The sequence below is a fragment of the Ferrimonas sp. genome (genome assembly GCF_048263965.1).
GTDB lineage: Bacteria > Pseudomonadota > Gammaproteobacteria > Enterobacterales > Shewanellaceae > Ferrimonas.
Map to the genome: position 1 here is coordinate 49,258 of NZ_JBLXDO010000020.1, position 18,717 is coordinate 67,974.

The window sequence follows — 18,717 nt, forward strand, 5'->3', positions numbered from 1 at the left end:
CCCCCAACAACGGAAAACGGGCCTGTGGCGCCCGCAAACAAGGGATGAAAACTATGTACAAGAAATCTGCGATCTTCGCCGCCACCGCGGCCATGATGATGGGCGCCAATGCCCAGGCCCAGGACTCGGTGTTCGTTGGCCATCTGGCGGACATGTCCGGCCCCACCGCCTTTGTGGGCAAGGTGTACGCCGACGGTGTGCGCGATGCCATGACTTACATCAATGCCAATGGCGGCATCAGCGGCACCAAGCTGGAGTTTGAGACCATCGATTACGCCTACAAGGTGCCCCAGGCGATCGCTTCTTACAAGAAGTGGAAGTCCCGCAAAGGCATGGTGGCCATGCAGGGGTGGGGCACCGCCGACACTGAAGCGCTGATCTCCTTCGTGGCCAAGGACGAGATTCCGGTCTACTCAGCGTCCTATTCCGGCCACTTGACCGATCCCATGGGCAAGAACCCCAAGACCTCCAAGCCGGCCCCCTACAACTTCTTCTACGGCGCGTCTTACTCCGACGCCTGCCGTGGCTTGGTGCAGTGGGCCGCCGAGGACTGGAAGGCCAAGGGCAATGCTGGCAAGCCCAAGTTCACCCACATCGGTGCTAATCACCCCTATCCCAATGCCCCCAAGGAGGCCTGCGCCATTTACGCCAAAGAGCTGGGTTTTGAGGTGATGCCGCCTGTAGTGATCTCCATGAAGCCCGGTGACTTCAAGGCCCAGTGCCTGAGCCTGAAGAGTTCCGGCACTAATTATGGCTACATCGGTAACCTGGGTGGGTCGGTGCTCTCTCTGGTGAAGTCCTGCAACACCGTAGGCACTGACATCCAGTTCATGTCCAACATCTGGGGCGGTGACAAGAAGGTGTTCGAGGCCGCCGGTGAGGGGATCAAGGATTACATCTTCCCCACCATGACCCCCTTCTGGACCGACGAAGTACCCGGCATGAAGCTGGTGCATGAAATCTCCAAGGTCTCCGACCCTTCAGGTAAGGAGGAGCGCCTGCACCACTACATCCGTGGGGTGTGCTCTGCCTACTACATGAAGGAAGCGATGGAGTGGGCCAAGGCCAATGGCGGCATCACCGGCGAGAACATCAAGAAGGGGATGTACGCCCGCGAAAACTGGGTGCCTGCCGGCTTGGAAGGGGTTTGCCTGGCGGCCAACTGGAGTGCTGAGGATCACCGCGGCATCAACCAGGTGAACATCTACAAGGGCAACTACAACGACGGCAACGTTCAGATTGAGCGTGTCAGCCAGATGACTCTGGAGCGCCGTGACGACTGGCTGGGCTTCTGATCCCAGCGAAGCAAGAGATAAAGGGGGCACCCCGGTGCCCCCGGTCAAGGAATAAAGGAGTCCCCATGACAGAAGCTGCAGTTCAGATTCAGACCGAGGAGCCGGTACTGGCGGTCAACAATATCGAGGTGGTGTACGACGAAGTGATTCAGGTTCTTCGCGGTGTCAGCATCGAAGTACCCAAGGGTAAGATCGTCACCCTGCTGGGGCCTAACGGTGCCGGTAAGTCCACCACCCTCAAGGCGATCTCCGGCCTGCTGAAGACCGAGGATGGCGAGGTGACCCGGGGGGACATCCACTTTATGGGCAAGCGCATCGATACCGCCCATGCGGAGGAGATTGTCCGTGCCGGCATCTTCCAGGTGATGGAGGGACGCCGTATCGTCGAAGATATGACGGTGATTGAGAATCTTAAGCTGGGGGCTTACACCCGCAGCGACAACGAGGTGGCCGACGACATCGAGATGGTGTTCGAATACTTCCCCCGCCTCAAGGAACGTACCGGCCTGGCCGGTTACCTCTCCGGTGGTGAACAGCAGATGCTGGCCATCGGCCGGGCCCTGATGGCCCGACCCAAGATGATTCTGTTGGATGAGCCCTCCATGGGCTTGTCACCCCTGCTGGTAAAAGAGGTGTTCGGCATCATCGAGAAGATCAACCGCGAGCAGGGGATCACCATGCTGCTGGTGGAACAGAACGCCAACTACGCCCTCAAGGCAGCCCATTACGGCTATATCATGGAGTCGGGCAAGATTGTGCTCGACGGCACCCGGGAACAACTGCTGAACAACGAGGATGTGAAGGAGTTCTATCTGGGCGGGGGCAACGAAGAGCGCAAGAGCTTTAAGAACCTCAAGTCCTATAAGCGGCGGAAGCGCTGGCTCTAAGGAGACTGGTATGTGCGAGTTTTTCGACGACAAGGAGTGCCTGGACCCGCAGGAGCGGGAAGCTGGGCTGCTGGCGCAACTGGATGGTTTTATCGAATTCGCCCGAGGCAACTGCCCCTATTTCGGGGCGCTGTTGGCGGAGCTTGGTGGCCCTGTGGCCAGCCGGGAGGCCCTCGCCAGCCTGCCGGTGACCCGTAAATCTCAGTTGATTGAGCTGCAGGAGGAGCGAGGTCCCTTCGGTGGGCTCAACCCGGAAGGGGGCAGGGTGGAGCGACTGTTCCAATCTCCCGGTCCCATCAACGAACCGGAGAACACCGGCAACGACTGGTGGCGCATGGGCCGGGCATTCTATGCCGCCGGTTTTCGTCCCGGCCAACTGGTGCAGAACTGCCTCTCTTATCACCTGAGCCCCGGCGGCTTCATCCTGGATTCCGGTGCCCGCGCCTGCGGTTGTACTGTGATTCCTGCTGGCCCGGGTCAGACCGAGTTGCAGCTGGAGATCAACGCCAGCCTGAAGCCTCAGGGCTACTGTGGTACGCCGTCGTTTTTGAAGATTCTATTGGACAGGGCGGCGGAGAGGGGTCAAACCCTCTCCTTCACCCATGCCCTGGTGACCGGCGAGGCCCTGCCCGGCGCGTTGCGCCAGGTGTTCCAGGACGCGGGCATCGAGGTGCGTCAGGCCTATGCCACCGCCGACATCGGCCTGATTGCCTTTGAGAGTGAGCCGGATCAGGGGCTGGTGCTGGCGGAAGACATACTGGTGGAAATCGTCCGCCCCGGCAGCGGCGAACCCGTGGCTCAAGGGGAGGTGGGTGAGGTGGTGGTCACAAGCTTCAACCGCGACTATCCGCTGATTCGGTTCGCCACCGGTGATCTCTCCGCCATGATGGATGGCCCCAGTGCCTGTGGCCGCAGCAACGGCCGCATCAAGGGTTGGATGGGCCGGGCGGATCAGACCACCAAGGTGAAGGGGATGTTTGTCCACCCGGTACAGCTGGAGCGCCTGCGCAGCCGGGTGGCGGGCATGAGCCGCATCCGCGCCCTGGTGGAGCGTCAGGCCCACAATGACCAGCTCACTCTGCTGTGTGAGCCTCAGGCGGAGCCGCCTTTGCCAGAGTCGGAAGTGGCCACCCTGGCTCGCGCCCTGCTCAAGCTGGGCGCCGAGGTGAACTGGGTGGAGCCCGGCAGCCTGCCCAGAGACGGCATCGTCATCGAGGATCGCCGACCCTCGCCTTCATAGTTTCCCTAGTAACCTTTGACTGTAGTGGTTTGCCGGTGCATCTGCACCGGCTTTTTTATGAGTTAAAAGAGGTACCGCTCTATGGAATATCTGCTGATCAATTGTTGGATGGTTTGAAATTCCATAAAGCGCCGAGAAACCCGATAAAGGAACCCAAGGCTAAAAACAGCACACAAAAGAGCTTGGCGGACTCTTCAAAGATGGCAGAAACAACGGTTCTGGGTTCATGGGTTGCATCTATGAAGGTATGGGCCACATAGAAGGCGAAACCTATAATAAAAAGCTCAAGCAGCATTTTACATCGGACTATGCTCGGAAGAATTGAGGCCATGATAAGCAGGGCCACAACGCCATAGAGAATGACAATGACATCGTTCCAGTTTCTGAATATGCCCGAGTCTACATATTGACCCAGTACAGTTCCGAAGCGTTCATGAAACTGAAGTAACTCATCCAGCGCGAGAATGCCAAATCCCAGAGTCATGATCACCCAGGGCCAGACATTGGGATCTTTGGCGCGAACGGTGATCGCAACTGAGCCGATGGAGAAGGCACTTGCCATGGCAAGATAGATGGCAGACAGGGCGGTAATGGCGCCATCTTCGTTGACAAAGTGATAATCTGGCAATTCTCCCGATGGGATGGCAAATATCGCCAATACGATATAGGCGAGGGTAGATAGGGTAACAAAGGCAATAAGAAGGTTGACGTTGGGAAGGTTCGTCTGCTTTCGATAGGCTACCGCGTCCCGTAATCTGTAACTGAAGCTGTTGCTCATATCTGCACCCGCTGATAGAAATGAATTAGTCTTGTTTGCTTGTTACACCGCTTTGATTTCGCTTGATTTAGTATTTTAGAACAGAAAAAAACTGCTGCTGGAATCAGGCAGTTGTCTCAGGCTGATATGAATAAGCGAAAGGAAGCTTTGCCTGCATTTTTTGAGATAACTTGCTATAAATCAGCATATTAATCGCATGTTGAAGAAGGACATGGCTCTGGTTGTTTGGTGTCACTTTCTGTTGAGAAACGACTGCTTGGGGGCCGCCTGGGATCGCGGCCTGCCTTTGTCACAAGAGGGGATGCAAAACAATAAGCTTCTGATAGAAAAGAGTAATTTAGATCAACAAAGTCGTAGATGGTGTGTGGCACTTTAAGGGAACAGGGCTAACCCGCCTAATCAGGAGATCGCCAAGCTTCATGACTTCCCTATCTTTCGACGAGTTAAAACGAAGGCATCGCAGTGAGCGAGAGGCTTACCCGGAAGGATTGAATCTGAGAGTCCATCGGGCGCTCAGTTGGCTAAAGCGTGCGGAAAGCTGTGAGGACGACGACAGCAAGCTGATCTTTCTATGGATCGCCTTTAACGCGGCCTATGCGTGTGACATCCCCATTGAGTACCGGCCCGGTGAGCAGCACGTCTTCGGCGACTTCATCAGCCGCTTGAACGCTCATGATAGGCAGGAGCGTCTGTCGCAGCTGGTGTGGCAGAGCTTTACCGGGCCCATCCGAGTTTTGCTGGATAATCAGTTTGTGTTTCAGCCTTACTGGGACCACCTGAACGGCAAGGTCAGCGAAGAGGCGTGGAAAGCCAGCTTTATTCGTGCCAAAGGGGCGGCGTCGAAGGCGCTGAGCAACAATGACACCCCCAAGCTGCTTTCCATCGTATTGGCACGAGTCTATACCTTACGAAATCAGCTGGTCCATGGCGGAGCGACCTGGAACAGCGCCGTCAATCGGAATCAGGTCAGGGACTGCACACACCTGATGCAGGAGCTGGTGCCCAGCATCATCACCATAATGATGGACGCGGCGCAGTCCCATTGGGGGGACCCCTACTATCCCGTCATTAGTGACTCCTAGGCGGGGGCTTGTGCCCGTTCCGCCTGAGAGTAGTCTCTGACGACATTGGCTACGCGGATGTGGTAGGAGTCGAACAGCTCGTTCCTCCCGAGTTGTTGCGCCAGCATATGGTCCATCTGATTGCGCCATCGGGTGATGGCCTCTTCGCTCTCCCAGAATGAGAGGCTGAGCAACTTGTTGTCCTGGGTCAGGCTCTGAAAGCGTTCGATGGAGATGAAACCCTCAAGCCCACCGAGCTTTTCCTTAAGTCCAGCGGCTAAGTCCAAATATTGGTGTTGACCCGCCGCCCGCGGCGTCACTTCAAAAATTACTGCGTACATGTTTCTTTCCTTAAGCGCTTAGGCTGTATGGCCCGAGGTGTCTGTGATGTAATTCAGGCTAATTCAATTCAAAGATGCACACTTCGTTGCTGGTCTAACTATGGAATCCGATGATCTTCACTTGTGGTTGGCTCAATTGGCCGGACTCTTTGGCGACCCAACCCGAGCCAAGATGTTGACCGCCCTGATGGCGGGTAAGGCGTTGACTGCCACCGAACTGGCGGCCCTGGCCGATGTGACGCCGCCAACAGCCAGTAGTCACCTGACAAAGCTGGAAAGAGGGTAGCTGATTGTTGTGCGTAAGCAGGGTCGGCATAAGTATTTCCAACTGAGAGGCCAGGAGGTCGCTCAGTTGATGGAACAGATGTTCAATCTGACTGCCCGGCAAAGGGTGGCCGTCAATACTGGCCCAGCCAACTCGGATCTGTGTCGCTCCCGGATCTGCTACGACCACCTGGCGGGGGAGTTGGGGGTTGCCCTCTATGATGCCTTGGTCGATAGGGGGCACATCGAAGACCGGGGCGAGGAGACAGTGTTGACCACGTCGGGCGCCGAGTTCTTCGAAGGGTTGGGTGCGAACCTGGGTCAGGGCCGAAGTCGCCGTCCCCTGTGCCGCTCCTGTCTTGATTGGAGTGAACGTCGCAATCATCTGGCCGGCCGTCTGGGGCAATGGGTGCTGGAGGATCTGCTGGAGCGAGGTTGGGCTTCGCGGGATCTGGACTCACGTATCCTGCGGTTTAGTGACCCGGGGCTGGTTAGGTTTCGCCGGCGTTATGGCTTGAAATAATGGAGGATGGCTTAAGCCATCCTCTTACTTTCTTCTTCAGACTTTTCTATCTGTAGAGCAACTCAGACTCCGGACCTTGGCGAGTGCCGCGGATCGGATAGTGGTTATCCGGGTCTCGAATCCAGCGCAGACCGTTGACCAGTGCTTGCAGTTCCGGGCGGACGAAGGGGTTGTTGGAGATGTCCACCACATGCAGGTTGCCCTCTTCGTTCACCACAAACAGGCCGGGTTCGGCAAAATTATGATCGGTTTCCTGTTCTGATCGCGGCAGGGAGACGTAGACGCCGAGCTGGTCCATCTGTGCCTGAGTCAGGCCATAGGCGATTGGAAACTCCACATTCAGCCGGGAGCGATGCTCTCTGAGCTGCGCTTCGGAGTCAGCGGATACCGCCAGAATGTCCACGCCAATCTCTTTAAGCTCTTCGCGAAACTCTTCCAGCTGGTTTAAATAACGGGTGCAGAGGGGGCAGTGACGACCGCGATAGACGACGACCATTTGCCAATTAGCGCCTGTCTCTGGGCGCGGCTGTCCCAGGCGCACCTGTTGGCCGTCTGAGGTGATTGCGGTCAATTCTGGAAAGGTTTGGCCTGCGGCCAGTTTGGGGCTATGGATGGTGCTCATGGTTATCTCTTCCTTTAAAGAACCTGGTCAATGTGTTGTTGGAACCGAATCAAATCGGATTCAATCTGGGGGTTTTTCATCACATCAAATGCGGCGAACGTGGGAAGAGGCTCCATACCGAAGAACTTGAAGTTCATGTGCATTGGGAAGATCAGGTCGTCCACACTCTTACCTTGAAACAGCTGTTGATTTGGGTCATCAAACGCGTCGGCAGGCGCGTTAAATGTCAGGGAAAGCAGATAACGGCTGGTGAGTTTGCCTCCGCTGCCGTACTGAAGCGTAGCATCTTTGCGACTGCGGCCATCTCCATCACATAAAGCACCCATCATTCCAGTGGTGTACACCTCATCCATGTATTTCTTAAAGCTCCAAGGGACGCCCATCCAATTGACCGGGATCTGCACTATGACCAGATCGGCCCAAAGATGCTTGTCGATCTCTTCCTGAATGTCATAGGGCTCCGTCATGGCGGTGGTCTTCACGCTATGACCTTTTCCTTGAGCGATCTCTTGTGCGAGATAGACCATGGCCGAGCTCAGTTTGCCCTCGGAAAACGGGTAGGGCTGATGGGTGTTGATGATGAGTAGGTTCATGCCTTTTGGCTCCGGGTGGACAATGGTTTAAGGCCATTTTGGTACCCGGGGGTAACCAGAGTCAATCAGTATACTTTTGGTAACCTTGGTGTGGTTGCAGGCGGCGCTGTGCGACCAAAGCTGAGCAAATCCTAAGAGATCTTGAGGGACCTATTCGGTTTTGTGCGGTAACGAGTGTTTTAGCCATCTAGTTGATAATTAGCAATTTATATCTGGGTAACCCTGGGGTAGAGTGAGTCCCCTATTGCAGGTGAGAGAGCAATGATTGCGTCGGGCAACAGAGGAGAGCTGAATCGGATCCGATAAATGCATAACATCTCTATTCGTAACAAGATAGCCATTTTGGCTGCCATCTGTCTGATCCTGGCCCTTGGGACCATGGTCAGTTTTTTCCTGTACGACTCCAGCCAGTCCCAGGCGCTGATTCGTCAGCAGACCTCGGACAACCTTCGCCAGTCGGCCCGTGACTATGTGGGTGCCCTGGCCTCCGATCAGGCATCTCAGGTTCGCAGTGTCATCGAGCGCCACCTGTTCCGGGTTGAGGTCATCGCCGAGTCTGTGCTGAGCATGCGTGCCGATGCTCTGGAACAAAACGGTGATGTGGCCAACCTGCGCCGGCATCTGAAGGAGTATGTTCACCATCTGGTGGAAGCGCACAGTGACATCAAAGGCATCTTCCTGGTGATGCGCCCAGGCGGCCTGGATGAGCAGGATTACCTGTTCCACGACAACTTTGCCCTGGCCTCAAATGAGCAGGGGCGGTTTGCTCCCTATTGGTATCGAGATGCCAGCGGCAAGCCGGTGTTGCAGGTGGTCAGTGAGCATGATGTCAGCAACAGCAACCCGACCAAGCAAGGCATGCCGCAAAACCAGTGGTTCAGTTGCCCGGTAGAGCGTGGTCGCGCCTGTGTACTGAACCCCTATGTGGATGAGGTGGGCAGCGATCGGGAGCTGATCACTTCGGTTACCGTGCCCCTTATCTCCCAGGGGCAGATTATCGGGGTGGTGGGTATCGATCTGTCCGTCGCAGCCATGCAACCACTGATTGAGCAGGTCGACAGCCAGCTGGTGTCCGGTGAGGGGCTGGTGGCACTGGTCAGTCAGGATGGGTTTGTGGTGGCGAATGACACCGATGCCACCCTGCTGGGGCAAGCTAAAACCACCTTGCCTTCGGCCATTCAGGCGGCCCTGGAACAGTTGCCGGGAAGCTGTGAGTGGAGCGATGATCTGGCGACTCTGTATGCGGTGCAGAGCATACCTTTCAGTGGAACAGACAACAGCTGGATTATGGCTTTCAGCGCCCCAGCCGAGCAGGTGCTGGCCAGTGCGCTAGCCCTGGATAAGGCCATTGAAGAGCACAATGACACCGCCACCTGGCAGGCCCTGGTGGTCGCTGTCGTCATCACCCTGGCCTCTCTGGGGATCATCTGGGTAAGCTCCCGGTATCTGGTGCGCCCCATCTGGAACATGACCCACAGGCTGCAAACCATCGCCTCCGGTGAGTGGGACCTGACTCAGCGCCTGACCGTCGAGCACAGGGATGAGGTGGGTACCTTGGTGCATTGGTTCAATCAGTTCCTTGAGAAGCTGCAAACTACGGTTCAGCTGATTGATGAATCGGTAAACCAGGGTCAGGCCACCTCACAGAGAGCATCTGAGATTGCCGCCCGCACCAGTGACAGCAGCCAGCAGCAACTGTTGGAGATGGAGCAGGTAGCTACGGCTCTGGAGCAGATGACCGCCACCGCCAACAGTGTGTCTGAGAACGCGGCTCAGGCGGCGGATGCGGCAGGAGATGCCGGTGAGGCGGCCTCTGAAGGCCAGCAGGTGGCCGGCGACACCAGTGTGGCGGTACAGTCTCTGGTGCAGGATGTGTCTGAGGCGATGCCCATGGCGCGTCAATTGGAGCAGGAGAGTCAAAACATCGAGTCCATCCTCAAGGTGATTCAGGAGATCGCCGAGCAGACCAACCTGTTGGCACTCAATGCCGCCATCGAAGCGGCCCGGGCGGGGGAGCAGGGACGCGGTTTTGCCGTAGTCGCTTCTGAGGTTCGTGCCCTGGCGGAACGCACCCAGCAGTCGGTGGGGGAGATTCGCCGGTTGATTGAGCTGTTGCAGGGCGGGACCCGCAATGTGGTCCAGGCGATCAGCAGTGGCAACGACAAGGCTCTGGCCGCGGTCAGTCAGGTACAGGCGATGGATAGCGCCCTCAAGGTGATTGTGGAGCACATTCGCCACATTACCGACAATGGCGCCATGATTGCCAACCTGGCCTCGGAGCAGAGCAGTGTGGCGAATGAGGTAAGTCATAACGTCAGCAACATTCGTGAAGCCAGCCGTTCCATCGCCACGGAAGCGGAAGCGTCGGCGGGGCTGAGTGAGGAGCTTCAGCAGCTGTCGGTGGAGCAGAGGCAGATCGTCACCCAGTTCAAAGTGTAGCGACAAGCATTCCACTGAGGGGCTCTGTGGGTCAGAGCCCCATTCCGCGTATCTTTGATATGCCCCATTGTTAAGAGCCAGCAAATTTGTATCCAGATTGCAACTTAGGGTGTTGCTTTTTTGGTTAAGTCTTTTGACCCGGTGTTCCAGACTGTGACTCACCTAATGCCCTGACATAAGAACACAAACGCGTCCTTTACACCGTATATACACATAGATAGATTTGAATCCATTTCGTTAGTTAGTCACAGTGCCTGGCGGCTGTAGTACGATGGAACAAACAAACTTTATTCACCGCAAGATCTCTTATATCTCAGGAAGTTGCCTGATTTTGGCCTTGGTCATTCTGGTCGCTTTCTCCCTTTTCCATGCCGGTCAACTGCAAACGCTGTCACGGCAACAGACGACCGACAACCTCAAGGCTTCCGCTGAGAATCATCTTCAGGCCCTGGCGGCGGAGCAATCCCAGGTGGTCAAGGCGATCATCGACAAGAACCTGGTAAGGGCTCGCGCGATGGCGCAGGCCGCGCTGTTTATCCACGCTCAATCTGACGACGGTGCCGATGTCCGGGCGCAGATGAACGCGTTTTTGAAAAGCAGTCTGCTTGAGTACAAGGATCTCCTCGGTGTTTACATGGTGTGGAACCAAGATGCCTTGGGGGCCGACGCGGACTTTGTCGATGACGAGGAACTGGCTTCCAACAGCATTGGCCGCTTTACCCCTTACTGGTACAGAGAGGATGAGAATCAGGTCGGGCTGGAGGTGATGCTCGAAGAGGAGCTGCATGATACTGCCCTGAATGACTACGGCATCCCCGAGGTGGAGTGGTATCAGTGTGCCGTTCGCCAGAGGAAGGCGTGCGTGCTTGATCCTTACCTGGATGACGTCGGCGATAAAGAGATGTTGATGACCTCTGTCACCTATCCCCTGATGGAAGGGGAGAAACTGGTGGGAATGTTGGGCATAGACATCTCCCTGGCAGGGTTGCAGCCTCTGATTGAATCCGTGGATTCCCGCTTGGTAGAGGGTGAGGGTGAAGTCGCGTTGGTCAGCCAGGCAGGCATCCTGGTGGCACGTGATAATGGCGGGCATGGTCTGGGAGCGCCGCTGCCCGCCGATGGCCAGATCGGCCGAGACCAGGTGATGGCCTGGCTGGGCTCTAATCAGGCTTTGATTCAATGGAGTGATGATGGAGAACAGCTTAGGACTTGGTCCCCGGTTCGTTTCGAGAACGCTGCCACCAGTTGGGGACTGATCTTAATTGCCCCCTCTAACAAGGTTCTGGCGGCGGCTGTAGAGCTGGAGCAGAAGCTGACTCAGATGACGAGTGTGGCTTTCCGCCAGGAGATCATCGCCGCAGCGGTTATTGCTCTATCGGCCCTGCTGCTGGTGTGGTTCACCACGCGTCAGTCGCTCAAGCCGATCCGAACCATCACTGAGAGAATTGAAACCATTGCCTCTGGCGAGTGGGATTTGACCCAGAGGTTGTCGCTGAAGAGCAATGACGAGATTGGAATTCTGGCCCACCGGTTTAACCAGTTTTTGGAAAAGCTCCACGAAACTGTCAGTGCCATTGATCAATCCGTCAACAGCGGAGAAGCCACCTCCCGGCGAGCGTCTGAGATTGCCGTGCGAAGCAGTGACAGCAGTCAACAGCAGATGATGGAGATGGAACAGGTGGCCACGGCGCTTGAGCAGATGACCGCCACCGCCAACAGCGTATCAGAAAACGCCGCTCAGGCCGCGGATGCCGCCGGGGAGGCCGGGGAAGCAGCCGCCGAAGGGCAGCAGGTGGCGACCGATACCAGTGTGGCGGTGCAGTCTCTGGTGCAGGATGTCTCTGAGGCGATGCCCATGGCCCAGCAGCTGGAGCAGGAGAGCCAGAACATCGAGTCCATACTCAAGGTGATTCAGGAGATCGCCGAGCAGACCAACCTGCTGGCGCTCAATGCCGCCATCGAAGCGGCGCGGGCCGGGGAGCAGGGTCGCGGCTTCGCCGTGGTTGCCTCTGAGGTTCGCGCCTTGGCAGAGCGCACTCAGGAATCGGTGGGCGAGATCCGCCGGTTGATAGAGCTGTTGCAGGGGGGAACCCGCAACGTGGTCCAGGCGATCAGCAGTGGCAACGACAAAGCCCTGACCGCGGTCAGCCAGGTGCAGTCGATGGATGATGCCCTTAAGGTGATCGTGGAGCACATTCGCCATATCACCGACAATGGCGCCATCATAGCCAACCTGGCCTCGGAGCAGAGCAGTGTGGCGAATGAGGTAAGCCAGAACGTCAGCAACATTCGTGAAGCCAGCCGCTTGATTGCCTCGGAGGCAGAAGCCTCGGCGGGGCTGAGTGAGGAGCTGCAGCAACTGTCGGTGGAACAGCGTCAGATCGTCACTCAGTTCAAGGTATAGTGACTCGGATACAGACAGCACGAGGGGCCCCAAAGGGCCCCTTTTTTACATGATAACGACGCTGCTATAGCCCTGAGTCTGGTATCCGATAAGGGAGATAAAGGTGTTACCCACCAGCTCGATGCCAGGCAGAAGCTGGCTGTTGTCTACCCTAAACAGCTCGGTAGCGATGGAGCAGGCCTCAATGCGAACCCCTTTGGCGTGAAGCCTTTTGACCTGTTCGGCTATTTTCTGGCTGGCGGGGTTCTCGCTATTCTGACCGGCAATAAATTGCACCGACGCTCCCCGAAACGCGATGACGAAGTCAGGCGTGACCCCTTGCGCTGTCAGTCCATCATGAGTCATCTCAATGACCTGCAGGTAAAGAGGGAGCTTGTCGAGTTCGGACAGGTTGATGTCAAACATCGCTTTGCCCTGGGTAACCCCTTTTAGCGCTTGGGTATCGAGGGGACGCTCTATCGCTTGAGCCGACACCAGATTGAGGCAGGCCAAAAGGGGCAGTCCGATGAGAAGCAGTTTTTTAAAGAAGGGCATGGTGTTTCCTTGCGCCGGGTGGATGTGAGGCAAGGATAGGGGCAGGGGATAACTTTGTATATAAGAAAATTCTAAATTAGGTATAATTCATGTATTGATCACGAAGTTGATTTCTCAAGGGCACGAGGGCAAGCCGCTGTTGCGGCTTGCCGGACACTGGCCTCAGTCAATCAGGCCATACTCCTCTTTCAGAATCTGGATGATCTCCGCCTTGGGATTGTCGGAAAGCACCAGCTTGCGGCCGGTGATCTTCTCGGCAATATCCACATAGGTGCGGGAGACCTCCATCAGAACCGCTTCCGGTAGGTCGTTATCGCGGGCCAGGGCCTGACGTTCGTCCATGCGGTCCTTATTGAGCAGGATGTCTGGATCGGGGAAGTGATTCAGCAGCATCTGGCGGAAGCCCTCTTTGGAGTTCTCCACCACAATGCCATCCCGGTAGCTGGGACCGTCCCAGATGCGGGAGGAGTCGGGGGTGCCGACCTCGTCCATGTAGATCAGTTTTTCCTGGCCCTGACTGTCAGTGACGTAACCGAACTCAAACTTGGTGTCGACAAACACCTGGTCCAGCTTGCCCAGGGCGTCGCTGATGACATCGAATCCCTCTTTGAGCAATTTCTCGTACAGGTCGATGTCTTCCAGAGTGCGGAAATTGAAGGCCTGGTAGTTGTCGACGATGTTCTGGCGGGTGATGTTCACATCGTCCGCTTCAGGAACCCCAGGAATGCCCTTGAGGATCCCCTTGGTGGAGGGAGTGATCAGCAGTTCTGGCAGCTTCTGATCCTTCTCCAGTCCTTCGGGGATCTGGATGCCGCAAAACTCGCGCTCACCCTTGGTGTAGCTGCGCCACATGGAGCCGGTGATGTATTGGCGACAGATAGCCTCAATCATCACCGGGCGTGCTTTTTGCACGATCCAGACGAAGGGGTGGGGAATGTCCAGGATATGGCTGTCCGCCAGGCCCTGTTCGCGGAACAGCTTGAACCAGTGGTTGGAGATGGCGTTCAGGGCGGCGCCTTTACCGGGCACGCCGGACAGACCATTCTCGCCATGCCAGATGCAGTCAAAGGCACTGATGCGGTCACTGATCACCATGATGGCCAGCGGGGCATCGGCGGCGACGTCATAGCCTTTTTCCTTGATCAGGCGAGCGCTGTCTTCGGCAGTGAGCCAGTAGACGCTGCGCACTTTGCCGCTGTGAACCGGCTGATCGGTACGGATAGGAAGATCGTTGTTAACGGCCAAAACTTTATCGGCGAGACTCATGACAACTGTCCTGTTTCTATGAGGTTGTAGGGTTGTGCCAGAGGCAGTGGGAGCGCAGCGTTCAGGGTGCGAATCCGGGGTATGGACCCGGAAAATTTAAGAGTTTTCCTGTTGTAGTTAAATTATGAAAACTCACTGTCCTTAAATTCGCACAATGATGAAGGTGAACAACCTGTTGTTTTTGCTGTTTTAGGCTGAGCCTTCCCCTACTTCAGTGGTAGAGATAGGGTTCATTTTCTGGGGTTTGCACTCCAAGTCACTTATGTAACTGGCAAATTCTGATGCGTGCCTGCTGTTTTTATCTCTGTTGGCTTGGCGTTAGCCGTCGCATTCAGTGGCGGGAATCATACCAGATATTATTGGCTGCTCCACGGCGAACGCTTGAAAAACCACCGGTTTGGGTCGAACACATTGTTCGCAAAAGTGAGCTAATGGCTGTCGCCTGTGACCTGCTTGCACAGGATTCCTTGGCAGTGTGCCAGATTCGCTTCTAGTCTTAGTGGTTATCGCTGAGGTGGAAACCTTTTATAGCTCAGGCTTCTGCCCGGCGCCGTTCTCTACGCGGTAAGTGGGATGTCGCCTATGACCATAGCCATCGTCCTGATCGCCCTGTTGCTTGCTTCCCTCTGGTTTCACTTCGCCGGTGGGTGGCAATTGCCCGAGCTGGCCTCCAATTGGGGCGACATTGACCTGACCATTGCCATCACCCTGGTGATCACCGGTTTGGTGTTCATCGCCGTGGTGGTGTTCATGGCCTGGGCGGTGTACCGATTCCGTTATCAAAAGGATCGAAAGGCGGAGTATCAGCCGGAAAACTCCCGGCTGGAGTGGTGGTTGACCGGCCTGACTGCCGTGGGGATCACCGCCATGCTGGTGCCTGGCCTCTATGTCTACTCCGACGTGGTCAGTGTGCCCGATGACGCCCATCAGGTTGAGGTGCTGGCCGAGCAGTGGAGCTGGAAGTTCCGTTTGCCGGGAGAAGATGGCCTGCTGGGACGGACCGACATCAAGCGCATTGCGCCGGACAACCCCTTTGGTATCGACCCGGCCGACCCCGCGGGTCAGGATGACCGCCTGGTAACCTCCAATCGGCTTCATCTGCCACTGAACCGCCCGGTTCAAGTATTACTGCGCTCTAAGGATGTGCTCCACGATTTCTACGTCCCCCAGATGCGCAACAAGATAGATGCCGTGCCTGGCATAGTCTCCTCCATGTGGTTCACTCCTACCCGGGAGGGGGAGTTTGAGATCCTCTGTGCCGAGCTGTGTGGGGTGGGGCACTTCAACATGAGAGGCAGCTTGCTGGTGGAGCCGTCAGACTCTTTTCAGGCCTGGGTGGCAGGGCTGCCCACCTTCGCCTCCAGCCTGACCGACTCTGCATCCAGTGGTCTCAGCCCCCAGGCCAGGGAGGGGGAAACTCTGGCGACCTCCCAGGGGTGTCTGGCCTGTCATGGTTTTGAGTCCAGCCCGCTGGCGCCCAGTTGGTCGGGACTCTACGGCAAACAGGAGACTCTGTCTGACGGCAGCACCGTTCTGGTGGATGACGCCTACCTGATTGAGGCGATCCGTGAGCCTGCAGCCAGCCTGGTCAAGGGGTACACCAATGTGATGCCCCCCTATCCGGCACTGACGGATCTGCAACTTGAGGCCATCATCGCTTACATCCGCGAGCGGGGTGGGGAGTCCGGTGGGTCTCAGCTGCCTCAAAGTGGGGGTAAAGCCGAGCCATCTCAGCCAGTGGCCCCGTCCGCAGAGAGTGCTGCCAAGCCGGTGTCTGGCGAGGAACTGGCGCGTAGCAAGGGATGCATCGCCTGCCACAGCATCGATGGCAGGCCTGGAGTGGGCCCCAGTTGGCTGGGCCTGGCGGGCAGTGAGCGGACACTGACTGACGGTCGCACCTTGGTGGCCGACGAACAATACCTGCGCCGGGCCATCGCGGAGCCGGCCGCGGAGCTGGTGGAGGGGTATCAGCCACTGATGCCCCCCATGCCTTTGACCGAGGAAGAGACCCAGGCACTAATTCTGTATATCCAGGAGCTGGCGGACAGCCCCTGACGGGAGGCGAATATGAGCCAGGAGTTTGATCATCCGGCGCCCACGGGGTTCTGGCAAAAATACGTATTCAGCCAGGACCATAAGGTGATCGCCATTCAGTACACCCTGACCGCGGTGGCCGTGGGTCTGGTGGCCTTGGTGCTGTCTCTGTTTATGCGCCTGCAGTTGGGCTTTCCTGACCAGTTCGACTTTATCGATCCCGCATCTTACTACCAGATGATCACCATGCACGGCATGATCATGGTGGTTTACCTGTTAACCGCCCTGTTCCTGGGGGGCTTTGGAAATTACCTGATCCCCCTGATGGTCGGCGCCCGGGATATGGTGTTCCCCTTCCTGAATATGCTCAGCTACTGGGCCTATCTGGTGGCGGTGCTGATCCTGATGGCCAGCTTTTTTGTCACCGGAGGCCCCACCGGGGCGGGCTGGACCCTGTATCCGCCTCAAGCGATCCTCCAGGGAACACCCGGAGTGGACGGCGGCATCGTATTGATGCTGGTGTCCCTGGCGGTGTTTATAGTGGCGGCTACCATGGGCGGCCTTAACTACGTGACCACAGTTCTCCAGGCTCGCACCCGTGGGATGACCCTGATGCGCATGCCTCTGACGGTGTGGGGGATCTTTATGGCCACCATCATGGCGCTGCTGGCCTTTCCCGCCCTGTTCGTCAGTGCGGTGATGATGCTGTTTGACAAGCTGCTGGGCACCAGCTTTTTTATGCCCGAGCTAATCTCCCTGGGGCAGGCCACAGAGTACGGTGGCGGCAGCCCCATACTGTTCCAGCACCTGTTCTGGTTCTTCGGTCATCCTGAGGTGTACATCGTGGCGCTGCCAGCCTTCGGCATAGTCTCCGACCTCATCAGCGTCAATGCTCGCAAGACCATCTTCGGTTATCGGATGATGGTGTGGGCCATTGTCATTATCGGGGTGCTCAGCTTCGTGGTCTGGGCGCACCACATGTATGTCTCGGGCATGAACCCCTACTTTGGCTTCTTCTTCGCAGTTTCCACCCTGATCATCGCCGTGCCCACCGCCATCAAGGTGTACAACTGGGTGCTGACCATGTGGCGGGGCAATGTGAGGATGACGGTGCCCATGCTTTACTCTGTGGCCTTCGTGCTGACTTTTGTTTTCGGCGGCATGACCGGGCTGTTCCTGGGCAACGTGGTGGTGGATCTGCCCCTGTCCGACACCTACTTCGTGGTGGCGCACTTCCATATGGTGATGGGGGTGGCACCAATCCTGGTGATCTTCGGCGGCATCTACCACTGGTACCCGAGTGTCACCGGCCGCATGCTCCATGACGGCCTGGGCAAGCTGCACTTCTGGATCACCTTCCTCGGCACCTGGGCCATCTACTTTCCCATGCACTACCTAGGGGTCTTGGGCCTGCCGAGGCGTTACTACGCCTATGACGATTACGCTTTCATTCCCCCTGAGGCCCACAGCATCAACGCCTTTATCACCGTGGCGGCTCTTATCGTTGGTGTGGCCCAACTGCTGTTTCTGTTTAACCTGGCCTGGAGTTACGTCAGAGGTCTCAAGGCCAAGGCCAATCCCTGGCAATCCGCCTCACTGGAGTGGCAAACGCCAACCTTGCCCCCCGGTCATGGCAACTGGGGGCCTGAATTGCCCGTGGTCTATCGCTGGGCTTATGACTACAGTGTGCCCGGCCATCCTGATGACATGGTGGTGCAGACCGATCCCTGGCGGGGTGGCGACGCCCTGCATGGTGAAGCCCAGACGGAGGTGAGCCGATGAAACTGATCGATACACTGATGCAAAAGCCCTGGCAGGACTCCGGTTACCTGCCTGAGTCAGGGAAGGGGAGAGATGCGGGTTCCGTCGGTCTGTGGGTGGGCCTGGCGGTGATCACCTCGTTGTTTGTGCTCTTCATGCTCTCCGCCATCATGCGCTCCCAGTCCCCGGACTGGCAGCCGTTGACCGAGCAACCCTGGCAGCCCCTGTTCGACCTGACGCCGTTGTGGATCAACACCCTGGTGCTGCTGTGCTCCTCCCTGGTGATGCAGCTGGCTTGCCTGCAGCGGCGCGAAGGGGGCGGCATGTTGGCCATGGCCGCAGGTCTCTCATTGGCGCTGGTATTTCTGGTGGGGCAGTGGTCGGTTTGGCAGGCCTTCGCCGAGCGTGGCTTTGGCCTGCAGAGTGGTCCGGCGGCGGGATTCTATTTTCTGCTGACCGGTCTTCACGCAGTGCATCTGGTGGCCGCACTCTTGGTGGTGAGTGTCATCCTGCCTGAGCTGTGGCGGGACAGTGGCCTGGCGCGCCTGCGATTGCTGACCCGCTATTGGCACTATCTGTTCCTGCTCTGGTGTGTGCTGTTTGCCCTCATCAGCCGGCCGCCGGCAACCTACAAGTTGTTGGCAGCATTATGCGGCATTGATACTGGAGGCTAAG

At 57.1% G+C, this 18,717-nt stretch carries 17 protein-coding genes; 11 read left to right on the forward strand and 6 right to left on the reverse strand.

The features are described 5' to 3' along the window. Positions 1 to 53: 53 nt before the first annotated feature. The 3 genes from ACN0RV_RS15560 to ACN0RV_RS15570 all read left to right on the forward strand — a co-directional run bounded on the left by ACN0RV_RS15560 (position 54) and on the right by ACN0RV_RS15570 (position 3,422). On the forward strand, positions 54 to 1,295 hold the full coding sequence (locus tag ACN0RV_RS15560; RefSeq protein ID WP_417348967.1) for an ABC transporter substrate-binding protein: 1,242 nt from the start codon (positions 54 to 56) through the stop codon (positions 1,293 to 1,295). A 65-nt stretch (positions 1,296 to 1,360) separates the two neighbouring features. After that, positions 1,361 to 2,182, forward strand: a complete 822-nt coding sequence (locus ACN0RV_RS15565; RefSeq protein WP_417348969.1) for an ABC transporter ATP-binding protein — start codon at positions 1,361 to 1,363, stop codon at positions 2,180 to 2,182. A gap of 10 nt (positions 2,183 to 2,192) precedes the next feature. Further along, positions 2,193 to 3,422, forward strand: a complete 1,230-nt coding sequence (locus ACN0RV_RS15570) for a phenylacetate--CoA ligase family protein (protein WP_417348971.1) — start codon at positions 2,193 to 2,195, stop codon at positions 3,420 to 3,422. A gap of 97 nt (positions 3,423 to 3,519) precedes the next feature. On the opposite strand, the gene ACN0RV_RS15575 is transcribed toward ACN0RV_RS15570, so the two are convergent. Next, positions 3,520 to 4,200, reverse strand: a complete 681-nt coding sequence (locus ACN0RV_RS15575) for a hypothetical protein (RefSeq protein WP_417348973.1) — start codon at positions 4,198 to 4,200, stop codon at positions 3,520 to 3,522. A 419-nt stretch (positions 4,201 to 4,619) separates the two neighbouring features. Here ACN0RV_RS15575 and ACN0RV_RS15580 point away from each other — a divergent pair, with 419 nt between their 5' ends. Beyond that, entirely contained in the window at positions 4,620 to 5,282 is a 663-nt protein-coding gene (locus ACN0RV_RS15580) for a hypothetical protein (protein WP_417348975.1), read from the forward strand. Here the strand turns inward: ACN0RV_RS15580 and ACN0RV_RS15585 are convergent. Next, positions 5,279 to 5,602: an antibiotic biosynthesis monooxygenase family protein gene (locus ACN0RV_RS15585; protein WP_417348977.1), complete on the reverse strand. Its 324-nt coding sequence runs from the start codon at positions 5,600 to 5,602 to the stop codon at positions 5,279 to 5,281. The genes ACN0RV_RS15580 and ACN0RV_RS15585 overlap by 4 nt on opposite strands. A 100-nt stretch (positions 5,603 to 5,702) precedes the next feature. Here ACN0RV_RS15585 and ACN0RV_RS15590 point away from each other — a divergent pair, with 100 nt between their 5' ends. Further along, positions 5,703 to 5,888, forward strand: a complete 186-nt coding sequence (locus ACN0RV_RS15590; RefSeq protein ID WP_417348979.1) for an ArsR/SmtB family transcription factor — start codon at positions 5,703 to 5,705, stop codon at positions 5,886 to 5,888. A gap of 69 nt (positions 5,889 to 5,957) precedes the next feature. Then, a complete protein-coding gene (locus ACN0RV_RS15595; RefSeq protein WP_417348981.1) occupies positions 5,958 to 6,389 on the forward strand; it encodes a hypothetical protein in 432 nt (143 codons plus the stop codon). Between the two features lie 46 nt (positions 6,390 to 6,435). Here ACN0RV_RS15595 and ACN0RV_RS15600 read toward each other — a convergent pair whose 3' ends face one another. Beyond that, positions 6,436 to 7,011: a peroxiredoxin family protein gene (locus ACN0RV_RS15600; RefSeq protein WP_417348983.1), complete on the reverse strand. Its 576-nt coding sequence runs from the start codon at positions 7,009 to 7,011 to the stop codon at positions 6,436 to 6,438. A gap of 14 nt (positions 7,012 to 7,025) precedes the next feature. After that, positions 7,026 to 7,604: an NAD(P)H-dependent oxidoreductase gene (locus ACN0RV_RS15605; protein ID WP_417348986.1), complete on the reverse strand. Its 579-nt coding sequence runs from the start codon at positions 7,602 to 7,604 to the stop codon at positions 7,026 to 7,028. 306 nt (positions 7,605 to 7,910) lie between these two features. Between ACN0RV_RS15605 and ACN0RV_RS15610 the strand changes: the two genes are divergently transcribed. Next, a complete protein-coding gene (locus tag ACN0RV_RS15610) occupies positions 7,911 to 10,043 on the forward strand; it encodes a methyl-accepting chemotaxis protein (RefSeq protein WP_417348992.1) in 2,133 nt (710 codons plus the stop codon). Positions 10,044 to 10,374: 331 nt separating this feature from the next. Next, the gene (locus ACN0RV_RS15615; protein WP_417348994.1) at positions 10,375 to 12,447 is read left to right on the forward strand and encodes a methyl-accepting chemotaxis protein; all 2,073 of its coding nucleotides are present in this window, start codon (positions 10,375 to 10,377) and stop codon (positions 12,445 to 12,447) included. A 45-nt stretch (positions 12,448 to 12,492) separates the two neighbouring features. On the opposite strand, the gene ACN0RV_RS15620 is transcribed toward ACN0RV_RS15615, so the two are convergent. Then, positions 12,493 to 12,981, reverse strand: coding sequence for a DsrE family protein (locus ACN0RV_RS15620; RefSeq protein WP_417349002.1), 489 nt, complete (start codon positions 12,979 to 12,981; stop codon positions 12,493 to 12,495). Positions 12,982 to 13,143: 162 nt separating this feature from the next. Then, on the reverse strand, positions 13,144 to 14,247 hold the full coding sequence (locus ACN0RV_RS15625) for a phosphoribosylaminoimidazolesuccinocarboxamide synthase (protein WP_417349004.1): 1,104 nt from the start codon (positions 14,245 to 14,247) through the stop codon (positions 13,144 to 13,146). A gap of 582 nt (positions 14,248 to 14,829) precedes the next feature. On the opposite strand from ACN0RV_RS15625, the gene ACN0RV_RS15630 reads away from it, so the two are divergent. Genes ACN0RV_RS15630 through ACN0RV_RS15640 form a run of 3 tightly spaced genes read left to right on the forward strand, consistent with a single transcriptional unit; the run spans position 14,830 to position 18,716 of the window. Continuing rightward, positions 14,830 to 16,302 carry a c-type cytochrome gene (locus tag ACN0RV_RS15630; protein ID WP_417349005.1) on the forward strand — a complete coding sequence of 491 codons (1,473 nt, stop codon included), beginning with the start codon at positions 14,830 to 14,832 and terminating at the stop codon, positions 16,300 to 16,302. A 12-nt stretch (positions 16,303 to 16,314) separates the two neighbouring features. Beyond that, complete coding sequence (locus ACN0RV_RS15635) at positions 16,315 to 18,063, forward strand: cytochrome c oxidase subunit I (RefSeq protein ID WP_417349007.1); 1,749 nt, start codon at positions 16,315 to 16,317, stop codon at positions 18,061 to 18,063. Then, the gene (locus tag ACN0RV_RS15640) at positions 18,060 to 18,716 is read left to right on the forward strand and encodes a cytochrome c oxidase subunit 3 (RefSeq protein ID WP_417349009.1); all 657 of its coding nucleotides are present in this window, start codon (positions 18,060 to 18,062) and stop codon (positions 18,714 to 18,716) included. Before ACN0RV_RS15635 ends, ACN0RV_RS15640 begins: the two co-directional genes overlap by 4 nt. The last annotated feature ends 1 nt before the right edge of the window (position 18,717 follow it).

Bases quoted from the DNA above. Each gene is read 5' to 3' on its own strand.
- ACN0RV_RS15625 (WP_417349004.1), bottom strand. From the start codon at position 14,247: ATGAGTCTCGCCGATAAAGTTTTGGCCGTTAACAACGATCTTCCTATC.
- ACN0RV_RS15565 (WP_417348969.1), top strand. From the start codon at position 1,361: ATGACAGAAGCTGCAGTTCAGATTCAGACCGAGGAGCCGGTACTGGCG.
- ACN0RV_RS15635 (WP_417349007.1), top strand. From the start codon at position 16,315: ATGAGCCAGGAGTTTGATCATCCGGCGCCCACGGGGTTCTGGCAAAAA.
- ACN0RV_RS15600 (WP_417348983.1), bottom strand. From the start codon at position 7,011: ATGAGCACCATCCATAGCCCCAAACTGGCCGCAGGCCAAACCTTTCCA.
- ACN0RV_RS15595 (WP_417348981.1), top strand. From the start codon at position 5,958: ATGGAACAGATGTTCAATCTGACTGCCCGGCAAAGGGTGGCCGTCAAT.
- ACN0RV_RS15640 (WP_417349009.1), top strand. From the start codon at position 18,060: ATGAAACTGATCGATACACTGATGCAAAAGCCCTGGCAGGACTCCGGT.
- ACN0RV_RS15605 (WP_417348986.1), bottom strand. From the start codon at position 7,604: ATGAACCTACTCATCATCAACACCCATCAGCCCTACCCGTTTTCCGAG.
- ACN0RV_RS15560 (WP_417348967.1), top strand. From the start codon at position 54: ATGTACAAGAAATCTGCGATCTTCGCCGCCACCGCGGCCATGATGATG.
- ACN0RV_RS15575 (WP_417348973.1), bottom strand. From the start codon at position 4,200: ATGAGCAACAGCTTCAGTTACAGATTACGGGACGCGGTAGCCTATCGA.
- ACN0RV_RS15570 (WP_417348971.1), top strand. From the start codon at position 2,193: ATGTGCGAGTTTTTCGACGACAAGGAGTGCCTGGACCCGCAGGAGCGG.
- ACN0RV_RS15585 (WP_417348977.1), bottom strand. From the start codon at position 5,602: ATGTACGCAGTAATTTTTGAAGTGACGCCGCGGGCGGCGGGTCAACAC.
- ACN0RV_RS15580 (WP_417348975.1), top strand. From the start codon at position 4,620: ATGACTTCCCTATCTTTCGACGAGTTAAAACGAAGGCATCGCAGTGAG.
- ACN0RV_RS15630 (WP_417349005.1), top strand. From the start codon at position 14,830: ATGACCATAGCCATCGTCCTGATCGCCCTGTTGCTTGCTTCCCTCTGG.
- ACN0RV_RS15620 (WP_417349002.1), bottom strand. From the start codon at position 12,981: ATGCCCTTCTTTAAAAAACTGCTTCTCATCGGACTGCCCCTTTTGGCC.
- ACN0RV_RS15610 (WP_417348992.1), top strand. From the start codon at position 7,911: ATGCATAACATCTCTATTCGTAACAAGATAGCCATTTTGGCTGCCATC.
- ACN0RV_RS15590 (WP_417348979.1), top strand. From the start codon at position 5,703: ATGGAATCCGATGATCTTCACTTGTGGTTGGCTCAATTGGCCGGACTC.